At 65.8% G+C, this 13297-nt stretch carries 9 protein-coding genes; 5 read left to right on the top strand and 4 right to left on the bottom strand.

The window, feature by feature from the left end; all coding sequences use genetic code 11:
* Positions 1-134 precede the first annotated feature (134 nt).
* Positions 135-3863, top strand: a complete 3729-nt coding sequence (locus tag RPPS3_RS12495) for a YhdP family protein (protein WP_107344391.1) — start codon at positions 135-137, stop codon at positions 3861-3863.
* 140 nt (positions 3864-4003) lie between these two features.
* Here the strand turns inward: RPPS3_RS12495 and RPPS3_RS12500 are convergent, their stop codons facing one another.
* From RPPS3_RS12500 to tyrS, 3 genes are all read right to left on the bottom strand, one after another.
* Complete coding sequence (locus RPPS3_RS12500) at positions 4004-4564, bottom strand: cytochrome b (protein WP_107346581.1); 561 nt, start codon at positions 4562-4564, stop codon at positions 4004-4006.
* Between the two features lie 222 nt (positions 4565-4786).
* Entirely contained in the window at positions 4787-6004 is a 1218-nt protein-coding gene (locus RPPS3_RS12505) for an MFS transporter (RefSeq protein ID WP_107344392.1), read from the bottom strand.
* An 84-nt stretch (positions 6005-6088) separates the two neighbouring features.
* Positions 6089-7345 carry a tyrosine--tRNA ligase gene (gene tyrS / locus RPPS3_RS12510; protein WP_107344393.1) on the bottom strand — a complete coding sequence of 419 codons (1257 nt, stop codon included), beginning with the start codon at positions 7343-7345 and terminating at the stop codon, positions 6089-6091.
* Between the two features lie 157 nt (positions 7346-7502).
* On the opposite strand from tyrS, the gene RPPS3_RS12515 reads away from it, so the two are divergent.
* Entirely contained in the window at positions 7503-8606 is a 1104-nt protein-coding gene (locus RPPS3_RS12515; protein WP_107346582.1) for an anhydro-N-acetylmuramic acid kinase, read from the top strand.
* A gap of 141 nt (positions 8607-8747) precedes the next feature.
* On the opposite strand, the gene RPPS3_RS12520 is transcribed toward RPPS3_RS12515, so the two are convergent.
* On the bottom strand, positions 8748-9395 hold the full coding sequence (locus tag RPPS3_RS12520) for an alpha/beta hydrolase (RefSeq protein ID WP_107344394.1): 648 nt from the start codon (positions 9393-9395) through the stop codon (positions 8748-8750).
* A gap of 236 nt (positions 9396-9631) precedes the next feature.
* Between RPPS3_RS12520 and RPPS3_RS12525 the strand changes: the two genes are divergently transcribed.
* The 3 genes from RPPS3_RS12525 to sufC all read left to right on the top strand — a co-directional run bounded on the left by RPPS3_RS12525 (position 9632) and on the right by sufC (position 13275).
* Positions 9632-10804, top strand: a complete 1173-nt coding sequence (locus RPPS3_RS12525; protein WP_107346583.1) for a cysteine desulfurase family protein — start codon at positions 9632-9634, stop codon at positions 10802-10804.
* An 82-nt stretch (positions 10805-10886) separates the two neighbouring features.
* The gene (gene sufB / locus RPPS3_RS12530; RefSeq protein ID WP_107344395.1) at positions 10887-12383 is read left to right on the top strand and encodes a Fe-S cluster assembly protein SufB; all 1497 of its coding nucleotides are present in this window, start codon (positions 10887-10889) and stop codon (positions 12381-12383) included.
* 133 nt (positions 12384-12516) lie between these two features.
* A complete protein-coding gene (sufC, locus tag RPPS3_RS12535; protein WP_107344396.1) occupies positions 12517-13275 on the top strand; it encodes a Fe-S cluster assembly ATPase SufC in 759 nt (252 codons plus the stop codon).
* Positions 13276-13297 lie beyond the last annotated feature (22 nt).

The following is a 13297-nucleotide window of genomic DNA, read 5'->3' on the forward strand; positions in this document are numbered from 1 at the left end:
AGTTTGCCGCTGCTGGGCAAATCCGTCGACCTCGGGGTATGGTTGCAGGGATTCGGCGTACCGACCATCCCCGTTTGTTCAATGGGCCCGTTGGGCCGGTGGCGAGTTGAGGTTTCAAGCGAGGATTGGCAGCAATGCCGCCACAGGAGCGCATCCTGCGCGACGGCGCACACCCCTCCCGCGAAGAACCGGCTCCCGACGCGCGCGTGCAACGAGAGGCAATGGCCAAACATCCGACGCCGGACCAGTCCGACCCGCACGCTGGCCAAGACTCCAACGATCCCCATTGGCACGACGGCCATTGGGATCATGAGCACGAGGAAGATGCGCGGCACCGCGCCCGCAAATTGCTGAAGCGCCGCAACCTCGGTCTCGATCGTATCGACGACTGGCCGAGCCGCCGCGCGTCCGGCACGCCGTGGCTGAAGCGGACGCTGCTGACGCTTGCGGTGGTCGGCGCCGTGCTGATCGCGAGCTTCGCCGGACTGTGGCTGCGGCTCGGCGTCGGCCCGATCAATCTCGACATGGTGACGCCGTGGCTGGCAGACGCGATCGAAGAGAACATCGGTCAGGGCAACACCGTTGAGATCGGCGGCACTCAGATCGAGCGGGCTGGCCGGATTCGGATCGCGGTGCGGATTCGCGACATCGTGGTGCGCGACCGCGATCACGTCGTGGTCGCCTCGGCACCCAAAGCCGAGGTGCGGCTATCCGGCTGGGCGCTGATGACCGGCAGGCTGCGCGCCGAGAGCCTGCGGCTGGTCGGCGCCGAACTGGCGATCCGGATCGATCCCGACGGGCAGGTGACGGTTTCAGCCGGCTCGACGGATCGGCCGCTGGCCACTGGCGTCGCGCCGAGCGGCCGTCCGGCTGAATTCAAGCTCCCGACCCAGCCGACCACTCCGGATGCAGGGGCGGCGGCGCCGGGTGCCACGCCGCCGGCGGCCTCGACCAACACGCCGCCGCCACCGACGGCGACCGATACGTCGGACACCATGAAGGGCGTGCTGGCCGGGCTCGAATGGCTGGACAGCCTCAGCCTGAGCGGGCTCGACGGTCAGAACCTCAACGAGATCGGCCTGAAGAACGGCAACCTCGTCGTCGACGACCAGCAGCGCGGCAACCGTTGGACCTTCGAGAACATCTCGCTCAGCCTGCGCCGCCCGAGCACCGGCGGCGTCGCGCTCAGCGTCGGCGAGGAGGGCGGGCTCAAGGCCTGGTCGCTCCGCGTCCAGGTCGGCCCGGCGCATGACGGAGTCCGCTCGGTCGAACTCCACGCCAACCAGGTGCCGACCCGGACCTTGCTGCTGGCGCTGCGGCTGAAGAACCTGACCTACAGTGCCGACTTCCCGCTCACTGGCGACCTCAAGGGCGAAGTCGGCCGCGACGGCGTCCCGACCTATTTCCGCGGCAAGCTGACCGCCGGCGCCGGCACCGTGATCGATTCCGACACGCCCGACTATCCAATGGCGATCGACCAGATCGAAACCTCGTTCGAATGGGACGCCAATCGCCGCGTGCTGATCGCGCCGTTCAAGGTGCTGGCCGGCCCCAACCGGGTGACGCTGCTGGCCTCCCTCGAGCCGCCGAACGGCAGCGTCAACGACTGGCGGCTCGGACTGTCCGGCGGCACCATCGTTCTGCCGGGCGCGCAGAACGAGAGCCCGCTGATCTTCAACCGGATTGCGGTTCGGGTCCGTTTCGATAGCGCCAATCGCCGCGTGCTGCTGACCCAGGCCGACGTCAGCAATGGCGAGATCGGCGTCGCCGGCTCCGGCAGCATCGATTACTCCGGCGAGCCGCGGTTGACGCTGGGCCTTGCCGGCACCCCGATGTCGGTGTCGGCGCTGAAGCGGATGTGGCCGGTGCTGATCGTGCCGGAGCTGCGGGAGTGGGTGAACGACAGGATCCTCGCCGGCTCGATCCAGACCATCGACATCGCGATCAATTCGCCAATGAAGAACTTGTCGCGCCGCGGTCCGCCGATCCCGGACGAAGGGCTGCTGGTCAACATCCTCGGCAATGGCGCGGCGATCCATCCGGTCGACGGCATGCCGGTCGTGAAGGATGCCGATATGCGGGTGCGGGTCACCGGCCGCACCGCAACGGTCGCGATCAATCAGGCCAATGCCGACACCGACGGCGGCCGCAAGGTGGCACTGTCGGACATTCTGTTCGAGGTGCCGGATCTGGCGCCGAAGCCGGCGCCGGCGCGGATCAAGTTCAAGCTCGAGGGCCCGGTGCCCGCAGTCGCCGAAGTGCTGGCTTCCGGCCGGCTCAGTGACGCGGCGGCGCTGCCGATCGATCCCAACACCAGCAAGGGCAACGTCTCGGCGCAGGTCGCGCTCGGCATGCCGATCCAGCGCGAGCTGACCAAGCAGGACACCAGCTACTCGATCAACGCTGACCTCAGCGGCTTCTCCGCCGACAAGGTGGCGATGGGCCAGAAGCTCGAGGCCAATGCGCTGAAGGTGATCGCCAACAACCAGGGCTACCAGGTCAAGGGCGACGTCAAAATCAATGGTCAGGCGGCGTCGCTGGACTATCGCAAGCCGGTCGATGGCGACGCCGACGTCAAGCTGCAGGCGACGCTCGACGATGCCAGCCGCGCCCGGCTCGGTGTCGATCTCGGCAGCGGTCTCAGCGGTCCGCTTGGCGTCAAGTTGACCGGCAAGATGGGTGACAACGAACAGGATTCCAAGTTCGGCATCGAAGCCGATCTGACCCCGGTGAAGGTCGACAATCTGCTGCCGGGCTGGAGCAAGCAGCCGGGCAAGCCCGGCAAGGCGACCTTCAACGTCACGCGCAAGCCGCAATCGACCCGGCTCGATGATGTCACCATCGAAGGCGGCGGCACGCTGATCAAGGGCTCTCTCGAAGTCGACCCCGAAGGCGATCTGATCAACATCAACTTCCCGGTGTACTCGCCGTCCGAAGGCGACAAGGCGATGCTGAAGGCCGATCGCGGTCCCGACGGCGTCCTCAAGGCGGTGATGCGCGGTGACGTGTTCGACGGCCGCGGCTTCATCCGCTCGGCGCTGTCGGGCAGCTCCAGCGACGCCAAGGGCAAGAGCATCGATTTCGATCTCGACCTGAAGTTCGGTGCGGTCGCCGGCTTCTCCGGCGAGGCGCTGCGCAGCCTCGACGTCAAGACCACGCGCCGCAATGGCGCGATCCGCAGCTTCTCGATGAACGGCAAGCTCGGCCGCGACACCCCGATCACCGCCGATCTGCGTGGCCGCAATCAGGGCCGCGAAGTGATCTATCTCGAGACCAACGACGCCGGCGCGTTCTTCCGCTTCACCGACAGCTACTCGAAGATGTATGGCGGCCAGCTCTCGCTGGCGGTCGAGCCGCCTGGCGGCGAGCCGCGCGAGAAGGAGGGCCTGATCAACGTCCGCGACTTCACCGTGAAGGGCGAAGCTGCGCTCGACCGCGTCGCCGCCGGCGCGCCGGGCGGACCGCCGCAGGGACTGGCGTTCTCGCGCCTGCGCGCCGAGTTCAGCCGGCAGAACGGCACGCTGACTATTCGCGACGGCGTGGTGAAGGGGCCGACGATCGGCGCCACGATCGAAGGCTCGATCGATTACAGCGCCAACCAGGTGCGGATGAGCGGCACCTTCGTGCCGATGTACGGGCTGAACAACATGTTCGGGCAGATCCCGATCGTCGGCCTGTTCCTGGGCGGCGGCAGCAACGAGGGGCTGATCGGCGTCACCTATGAGGTGGTCGGCACGCCGGGCAAACCGGTGCTGCGGGTCAACCCGATCTCGGCGATGGCACCGGGCGTGCTGCGCAAGATCTTCGAATTCAACACCGGCCGACAAAACAACGGCGCCGATTTCCCGGCGCCGCCAAACTAAATCAGATAACGACCTATCTCCGTCATTGAGTGTCAACGGGTCTGGCCTCTGGCCGGCCCGATGACAATTCCGACAAGTAATCCAGCTCGGTGCACGGAGCTGGATTACGTCGTCGGATTCGCCAATGACGAGGTGTGGCGTTACTTGCCGCGCAGCCACGGCACCATGCGGCCGAGCGTTGCGTCGTGACGGAAGTACTGGTGCCACAGCGCGCCGATCACGTGGATCAGCACGACGATCGCGGTCAAAAGGAACAGCGGTTCGTGCGCCGCATGCAGCGCGCCGGCGATTGCGTCGTTCTTGGCGAGCGGCGGAATGCCGAGCAGGTCGACGCCGCGGCCGGAGAACAGCGTCATGCCGAGGCCGGTGATCGGGACCGCGAGCAGCAGCAGGTAGAGCAGGCCGTGGCTGATCCGGGCGATCACCTCGGTGATGCGCGGCGAGGGTACCAGATCGGGCGCGCCGTGGATCTTGATCCACAGGATGCGAACCACGCCGAGGCCGAGCACGAGGGTGCCGATCGCCTTGTGCCAGCTGTACAGCGTGCCGCGCAGCGGGTCGGTCTTCTCCAGCCCGTGTGCGTATTGCATCGAGGCGAACAGCGCGATCACGGCAAAGAAAATCAGCCAGTGAATGAGGACAGCGAGCGCGCCGTATTGGGCGGGCCGTTTGTCGGCGGTATCAAGAGTCGTGGTGGTCATGATGTCTCCGAAGCGAAATCGCGGCATGTCAAAGCCCGCCGCGCGAGCAGCCCATCGGACGATGATGCCCGGCAGGGCGGCGGCAGCGTGTGATCGAGCGCAATTTGGCCGAACACATTTTGCTGATCGCAGAGGCGAGGGGCCGCTAATGGCCCGGTCTATGCCACGCAGGGATTGCGAAGTCATGACTGATAGCTGCGACTGAAACGCAACAGCGTGCGCTTATTGTCGCTCCCGCAGCGCCGGGACTATCAGGAACGGGATCATGCCGAGCACCACGCTCACCAGCGCGAAGCCGAGCACCGGATTGTAGCTCTGGGTGAGGTCGTGCAGCAGGCCGCCGCACCATGAACCGAACGCCGAGCCGAGGCCGCTACCGATCGATATCGTGCCGTAGATCGTGCCGACGCGCTTGCCGCGGAAGATGCTCATCGCGGTGGCGGTGATCAGCGGGCCGCGCGAACCGATCATCGAGCCGAAGCAGATCACGAAGCCGCCGAGCAGCAACAGGTTCGGATACCACTGCAGCAGCCAGAGCAGCCCGAGGCCGGTGATCGAGATCGCATAGGAAAACAGGATCGACGGACGCCGTCCGATCACGCCGTCGAGCCAACTCACGCCGAGCATGCCGACCACCAGCACGACGCCAGAGAAGCCCCAGGCGGTCGCCGCCTGCAGCGGGGTGAAGCCGGCGTCGACCAGATAGGCGACCACCTGCGCCGAGATCGAATACATCCCGATTGCGGTGAAGAAGAAAGTCGCGAACAGCGCCCAGAACGCGTGGTGGCGCATCGCGCTTCCCAGCGTCCAGCCGTCATCATCGGCATCCTGCGCGGGCCGCTGCGCGTGGGCGTCCGCCCCGGCGGCGAACCGCCGCCATGGCAGCAGCGACAGCGGCAGCAGCAGGATCAGCATCGCGCCGCCGAGGACCAGATACGCCTCGCGCCAGCCGTATCGTTCAATCAGTACCTGAGCGATCGGCAGCATCACCAGCACGCCGGCCCCGATCGCCGAATACACCACCGCCATCGCGGTCGGCAGCCGTGCGCCGAACCAGCGGCCGAGCAGGATTGAATTCGGAACGTTGCCGGTGAAGGCGATGCCGAGGCCGACGCACAGCCCGACGGTGATCTGCAGCTGCCAGAGCCGCTCGGCGTAGGCGGCGATCAGCAGCGCGCCGCCGAGCAGGGCCATGCCGAGAGTGTAGACCGCGCGCGGGCCGGACCGATCGAACAGCCGGCCGACCAGAGGTGAGGCGAGGCCGGTGCACAGCGCCGTCAGCGAATAGATCGACACCACCTCGGCGCGGTCCCAGCCGAACGAGGCCGAGATCGGCAGCAGGAACACGGTGAAGCTCTCGCCGAGCCCGCGGCCGAGCAGCGACAGCACGAAGCACAGGCCGAGAATGAACAGGCCGGTGCGCGAGGCACGGTGATCCAAGGACGATCCTTCCCGAACGAGTCCGCGTTTTTCACATCGAACGCGGTTTTGCCGGAAAGGAGCAGGGCCTGCCCGCGAATGGGGCTATGCAAGCCGAAGCAGCACGTGCTTCTTCTTCCCCATCGACAGCTTAATCACGCCGTCCGACGACAGGTCGGTCGCGGTCAGCGTCATCTTTTCGTCGGTCACCGGCGCATCGTTGACCTTGAGGCCGCCGGCCTTGATCTGGCGGCGGGCTTCGCCGTTGGAGGCGACCAGCCCGGTCTTCTCCGCGAACGCCACCAGCACGCCGATCCCGGCATCGAGCTCGCCGCGGCTGATCTCAACGCTCGGCAGGTCCTGGGCGGTGCCGCCCTGTTCGAAGGTGGTGCGCGCGGTGGCTTCGGCCTTGTCGGCCGCCTCGCGGCCGTGCATCAGCGCGGTCGCCTCGGTGGCCAGGATCTTCTTAGCGTCGTTGATCTCGGCACCCTGCAGCTTCGACAGCCGCTCGATTTCGTCCATCGGCAGCAGCGTGAACAGCTTTAGGAAGCGGCCGACGTCGGCGTCCTCGGTGTTGCGCCAGTACTGCCAGTAATCATACGGCGCCAGCATGTCGCCGTTGAGCCAAACCGCACCGGCGGCGCTCTTGCCCATCTTGGCGCCCGAGGCGGTGGTGAGCAGCGGGCAGGTCAGCGCATGGAGCTGATGCGTGCCCATGCGGCGGCCGAGGTCGACGCCGTTGACGATGTTGCCCCACTGATCCGAGCCGCCCATCTGCAGATTGCATTTGTAGCGGCGCGCCAGCTCGACGAAGTCGTAGGACTGCAGGATCATGTAGTTGAATTCGATGAATGACAGTTCCTGCTCACGCTCGAGCCGCAGCTTCACCGAGTCCATCGTCAGCATGCGGTTGATCGAGAAGTGGCGGCCGACGTCGCGCAGCATCTCGATGTAGTTCAGCTTGGTCAGCCACTCGGCGTTGTCGGCCATCACCGCGTCGCTGTGGCCGTCGCCGAACTTGATGAACTTCGAGAACGTGCCCTTGATCGACTCCTTGTTGGCGTCGATCTGCTCATAGGTGAGGATCTTGCGGGTCTCGTCGCGGCCGGACGGATCGCCGACGCGCGTGGTGCCGCCGCCCATCAGTGCGATCGGCTTGTTGCCGGTCGCCTGCAGCCAGTGCAGCATCATGATCGAGAGCAGATGGCCGACATGCAGCGACGCCGCGGTGCAGTCGTAACCGACATACGCGACCACTTCGCCCTTCGCCGCGAGCGCGTCCAGCGAGTCGGGGTCGGAAATCTGATGAATGAATCCCCGGCTTTGGAGAACATTCATAAAATCAGACTTAAAAGCGGTCATCTGTATCGGTCTCTGATCACGGTTATTTCACGCATCGCGCAGATCGCGCGCGAAGACGCCCAGGAATGTCTTTCGGGCGCGTTACCCTGTGGCATTATAAGAACTAGGTGTTTGACACAAGTTGGACATTCCGCAGCGGCCAGAGAAGGCGCGTGCCATGATGATGACGGCGATCGGACTGATGAGCGGGACGTCGCTCGACGGCGTCGATGTCGCTCTGATCAAGACCGACGGACGGCGCGTCGCTGCGCTCGGACCGTCGGGCTACCGGCCCTACACCGAGACCGAACGCAGCCTGCTGCGCCAGGCGCTCGCTGAAGCGGTGCAACTGACCGCGCGGGATGCCCGGCCGGGCGTGCTCGCCGAAGCCGAACGCGCCGTGACGATCGCCCACGCCGAGGCGGTCGCCGCCTTCGTGGCGCAGAACCGGCTGTCGCCCGAGAGCGTCGACATCGTCGGCTTCCACGGCCAGACCGTGCTGCACCGGCCGGCCGAAAAGCTCACGGTGCAGATCGGCGATGCCAAGGCGCTGGCCAAGGCGATCCGCATCCCGGTGGTGTGCGACTTCCGCGCCGCGGATGTCGCAGCCGGCGGGCAGGGCGCGCCGCTGGTACCGGTGTATCACCGCGCGCTGGCGCAATCGCTCGGCCGTGACGGCCCGATCGGCGTGATCAATGTCGGCGGGGTGTCCAACGTCACGTATATCGACGGCACCGACACGCTGATTGCCTGCGACACCGGCCCCGGCAATGCGCTGCTCGATGACTTCATGTTCCGCAAGCTCGGCAAGCCGTTCGATTGCGAAGGCCGGCTGGCGGCGCAGGGCACGATCGATCAGGCGTGGCTCGCGGAAGCGCTACAGCATCCATTCTTCGCCAAGCCGGCGCCGAAATCGCTCGATCGCAACGACTTCGCCGGGCTGGCCCAGCGCGACTGGTCGCCGGCCGACGGGGCCGCGACGCTGACGGCGTTCACCGCGCGCGCGATTGCGTCGGTGCTGCCGCTGCTGCCGAAGCCGCCGCAGAGCTGGATCGTGACCGGCGGCGGTGCACGTAACCTGACGCTGATGCGGATGCTGCGCGAGGCGCTGGCCCCGGCCGGCGTCGAGAGCGCCGATGCGCTCGGCTGGTCCGCCGACGCGATGGAGGCGCAGGCGTTCGGCTTCCTCGCCACGCGCGGGCTGAAGGGCCTGCCGCTGAGCTATCCGGCGACCACCGGCGTCGCCTTTCCGATGACGGGCGGGCTGTTGGCGCGGCCGTAAGGCGACATCGTCATTGCGAGGAGCAAAGCGACGAAGCAATCCGGCTTCGCAGCCCGGCTCTGGATTGCTTCGCGGAGCCTGTCACCGGGCCGGCCAGAGGCCGACCCGTTGGCTTCCCAATGACGGAGCGAGGCCTGCGCCTCAGCGGACGTTGGCGAGCCGCATGTCGAGATAGGACGTGATCGTCTCCATCAGCGGCTCCATCCGGTCTTCGAAGAAGTGGTTGGCGCCCGGGATGGTCTGCTGGTCGATCACGATGCCCTTCTGGGTCTTCAACTTCTCGACCAGGTTGTTGACGTCCTTGGCCGGGGCGACGATGTCCTTCTCGCCATGGACGATCAGGCCGGACGACGGGCAGGGCGCCAGGAACGAGAAATCGTAGCGGTTCGGTTCCGGCGCGATCGAGATGAAGCCTTCGACCTCGGGGCGGCGCATCAGCAGCTGCATGCCGATCCAGGCGCCGAACGAGAAGCCGGCGACCCAGCAGGCGCGGGCTTCGGGATTGATGGTCTGCGCCCAATCGAGCGCGGAGGCGGCATCGGCCAGCTCGCCGGTGCCGTGATCGAACGAGCCCTGGCTGCGGCCGACGCCGCGGAAATTGAACCGCAGCACCGAGAAGCCGCGGGCCACGAAGGCGTAATACACCTGATAGACGATCGGGTGGTTCATGTTGCCACGGAACTGCGGATGCGGGTGCAGCACCATCGCGATCGGCGCGTTCTTCTGCTTCGCCGGGTGGTAGCGGCCTTCAAGTCGGCCCGCCGGACCGGTGAAAATAACTTCGGGCATCAGCGATCCTTGCGCGACATCGTGGGATTCGGCCTGGCGCGCCGGGCGCGCGCGGGTCCTGCCAGCAACGGCCGCCGGCTGCCGCAGTGCGGATGGGGCAGGTGGCCGGCGGAAACGGGGAGCTGCGTTCTAGCATGGAGCGCAGGGCCAAATGCAAGCATATTGAGCAGGGTGGCCGCCGGCGGCGGTGCCAGGGGACGGACCAACAGTCCTCCCGAGACAAGGAATGAAGCGTGGTGACGGCCAATCGAGTGTATCTGGACTGGAATGCGACCACGCCGCTGCGGCCGGAGGCTAAGGCGGCGATGACGGCAGCGCTCGACCTTGTCGGCAATCCGTCGTCGGTCCATGCCGAAGGCCGCGCCGCCCGCGGGCTGCTCGAACAGGCCCGGGCGCAGGTGGCGGCCGCGGTCGGTGCAGCGCCACGCGACGTGGTGTTCACCTCCGGCGGCACCGAAGCCAATGCGCTGGCGCTTACAGCGGGACTCAGGATCGGTACGGAACCCACTGAAAGACTGCTGCTTTCGGCCGTTGAGCATGCCTCGGTTCTGAGCGGCGGCCGGTTCCCGACGGAGCGGGTCACCCAGATCCGGGTGACGGCGGACGGCGTGATCGACCTCGACCATCTGCGCGCATTGCTGGCCGATGGCGGTCCGGCGCTGGTGTCGGTGATGCTCGCCAACAACGAGACCGGCGCGCTTCAGCCGATTCGTGAAGTTGCTGAGATGGTGCATGAAGCGGGCGGTGTGCTGCACGTCGACGCGATCCAGGCGCTGGGCAAGATTCCATTCGGAATCAAGGAACTCGGCGTCGATCTTATGTCGCTGTCTGCACACAAGATCGGAGGTCCGAAGGGCGTCGGCGCGCTGGTGCTGAGCCCGAAGCTGACCGGGCCGGAGCCGCTGCTGCGTGGCGGAGGTCAGGAGCTGGGGCGGCGCGCCGGCACCGAGAACCTGATCGGCATCGCCGGCTTCGGCGCCGCCGCCGCGGTGGCGATCCCGGCGATGGCGGACGACATGGTCCGGATCGAAGGATTGCGGACACGGCTCGAGGCGGGCTTGCGACATATCGCCGGGGACGAGGGGGTGATCATGTCGGCCGGCGTGCCGCGGCTGCCCAACACCACGCTGTTCGCGATTCCGGGATTACGGGCCGAGACCGCGGTGATCGGCTTCGATCTGGCCGGAATCGCGGTGTCGTCGGGCTCGGCGTGTTCGTCCGGCAAGGTGCAGCCGTCGCACGTGCTTCAAGCGATGGGGTTCGGTCCGGAACTTGCACGGTCGGCGATACGGATCAGCCTCGGCTGGTCGAGTAGCGAATCCGACATCGATCGATGCCTGCAGGCTTGGAGAAAGCTCGCCGGCAACCTAACTAAAAGGGATCATGAAACAGTGCTTGAACGGTTCTAAGAGGGTTTCATCCCGCGCCGGATCGTGTAAGCATGTCTCAGCAGATCCACCGCGGTCCTTGAAACCGCGAGCGGAGGTTTGAATGGCTGCCGTACAAGAGACCGTCGATCGGGTCCGCCAGATCGACGTCGATCAATATCGATATGGATTCGAGACCCTGATCGAATCCGAGAAGGCTCCGAAGGGGCTTTCCGAAGATATCGTCCGCTTCATTTCGGCGAAGAAGAACGAGCCCGACTGGATGTTGCAGTGGCGGCTCGATGCCTATCGCCGCTGGCTGACGATGACCGAGCCGAGCTGGGCGCGGGTGTCGTATCCGAAGATCGACTTCCAGGACCTCTACTACTACGCCGCGCCGAAGCCGAAGAAGACCGTCGGCTCGCTCGACGAGATCGATCCTGAGATTCTCAAGACCTACGAGAAGCTCGGCATTCCGCTGCGCGAAGTCGCGCTGCTGGAAGGCGTCGAGCCGCAGCCGGGTGCGCCGGACTCGCCGGGGCGCAAGATTGCGGTCGACGCGGTGTTCGACTCGGTGTCGGTGGCGACCACCTTCCAGGCCGAACTGAAGAAGGCCGGCGTGATCTTCATGCCGATCTCGGAGGCGATCAAGCATCACCCCGAACTGGTGCAGAAGTATCTCGGCAGCGTGGTGCCGACCTCCGACAACTTCTATGCGACGCTGAACTCGGCGGTGTTCTCCGACGGCTCGTTCGTCTACGTGCCGCCGGGCGTGCGCTGCCCGATGGAGCTGTCGACCTATTTCCGCATCAACGAGCGCAACACCGGCCAGTTCGAGCGCACGCTGATCATCGCCGACAAGGGCTCCTACGTGTCCTATCTCGAAGGCTGCACCGCTCCGCAGCGCGACGAGAACCAGCTTCACGCCGCCGTGGTCGAACTGGTGGCGATGGACGACGCCGAGATCAAATACTCGACGGTGCAGAACTGGTACCCGGGCAACTCGGAAGGCAAGGGCGGCATCTACAACTTCGTCACCAAGCGTGGCGACTGCCGCGGCGCCAATTCCAAGATCTCCTGGACCCAGGTCGAGACCGGGTCGGCGATCACTTGGAAGTATCCGAGCTGCATCCTTCGCGGCGACAATTCGCGCGGCGAGTTCTACTCGATCGCGATCTCGAACGGCTATCAGCAGGTCGATAGCGGCACCAAGATGATCCATCTCGGCAAGAACACCACGAGCCGGATCATCTCCAAGGGCATCGCCGCCGGCAAGTCGCAGAACACCTATCGCGGCCTCGTCACGGCGCACCGCAAGGCCACCGGTGCGCGCAACTTCACCGCCTGCGACTCGCTGCTGATCGGCGACCAGTGCGGCGCGCACACCGTGCCCTACATCGAAGCCAAGAACGCCTCGACGCTGTTCGAGCACGAGGCGACCACGTCGAAGATCTCCGAGGACGTGCTGTTTTATTGCATCCAGCGCGGCCTGTCGCAGGAGGAGGCGGTCGGCCTCGTGGTCAACGGCTTCGTCAAGGACGTGCTGCAGCAACTGCCGATGGAATTCGCGGTGGAAGCGCAGAAGCTGATCTCGATCAGCCTCGAAGGTTCGGTCGGCTAACGCCGGCAGCTTCACGAGGTGGCCGCGCCGCGGCCGCCTCGCAGGATCCGCAACGAGAACGTCATATCAACTCATCCTTCGAGACGCGCGCTGCGGTCGATCCTCAGGATGAGAGCCAAACAGGAAGGTCGTTATGCCCGCATTGCTCGAAGTGAAGGACCTCAAGGTCAGCGTCGCGGATCGCGAGATCCTGCACGGGCTGACACTCACCGTGAACGAAGGCGAAGTGCACGCGATCATGGGGCCGAACGGCTCCGGCAAGTCGACGCTCAGCCATGTCATCGCCGGCAAGCCGGGCTACGAGGTGACCGGCGGCGAGGTCCTGTTCAAGGGCGAAGACCTGCTCGCGATGGAGCCGAACGAGCGCGCCGCCAAGGGCGTGTTCCTGGCGTTCCAGTATCCGGTCGAAATCCCCGGCGTCGCCACCATGAACTTCCTGCGCACCGCGCTGAATGCGCAGCGCAAGGCGCGCGGCGAGGACGAATTGTCGACGCCTGATTTCCTCAAGCGGGTTCGAGAAGTCTCGGGCTCGCTTGGCATCCCGCAGGAGATGCTGAAGCGCGGCGTCAATGTCGGGTTCTCGGGCGGCGAGAAGAAGCGCAACGAGGTGCTGCAGATGGCGCTGTTCCAGCCCAGCCTGTGCATCCTCGACGAGATGGACTCCGGCCTCGACATCGACGCGCTGCGGATCGCTTCCGAAGGTGTCAACGCGCTGCGCGCGCCGAACCGGTCGATGATCGTCATCACCCACTATCAGCGGCTGCTCGACTACATCGTGCCGGACGTTGTCCATGTGATGTCGAAGGGCAAGGTCGTTCGCAGCGGCGGCAAGGAGCTCGCGCTCGAGCTCGAAGCCAACGGTTACGCGCAATATCAGGAAGCCGCGGCCTGAGCGCCGCCGATCGGGACACGGT

Origin of the sequence: Rhodopseudomonas palustris, assembly GCF_003031265.1 — a bacterium.
GTDB lineage: Bacteria > Pseudomonadota > Alphaproteobacteria > Rhizobiales > Xanthobacteraceae > Rhodopseudomonas > Rhodopseudomonas palustris_H.

What these genes read in the sequence shown, in the direction of transcription:
- RPPS3_RS12495 (WP_107344391.1), top strand. Translation starts at nt 135, where the DNA reads ATGCCGCCACAGGAGCGCATCCTGCGCGACGGCGCACACCCCTCCCGC.
- RPPS3_RS12500 (WP_107346581.1), bottom strand. Translation starts at nt 4,564, where the DNA reads ATGACCACCACGACTCTTGATACCGCCGACAAACGGCCCGCCCAATAC.
- tyrS (WP_107344393.1), bottom strand. Translation starts at nt 7,345, where the DNA reads ATGACCGCTTTTAAGTCTGATTTTATGAATGTTCTCCAAAGCCGGGGA.
- RPPS3_RS12515 (WP_107346582.1), top strand. Translation starts at nt 7,503, where the DNA reads ATGATGATGACGGCGATCGGACTGATGAGCGGGACGTCGCTCGACGGC.
- RPPS3_RS12520 (WP_107344394.1), bottom strand. Translation starts at nt 9,395, where the DNA reads ATGCCCGAAGTTATTTTCACCGGTCCGGCGGGCCGACTTGAAGGCCGC.
- sufB (WP_107344395.1), top strand. Translation starts at nt 10,887, where the DNA reads ATGGCTGCCGTACAAGAGACCGTCGATCGGGTCCGCCAGATCGACGTC.
- sufC (WP_107344396.1), top strand. Translation starts at nt 12,517, where the DNA reads ATGCCCGCATTGCTCGAAGTGAAGGACCTCAAGGTCAGCGTCGCGGAT.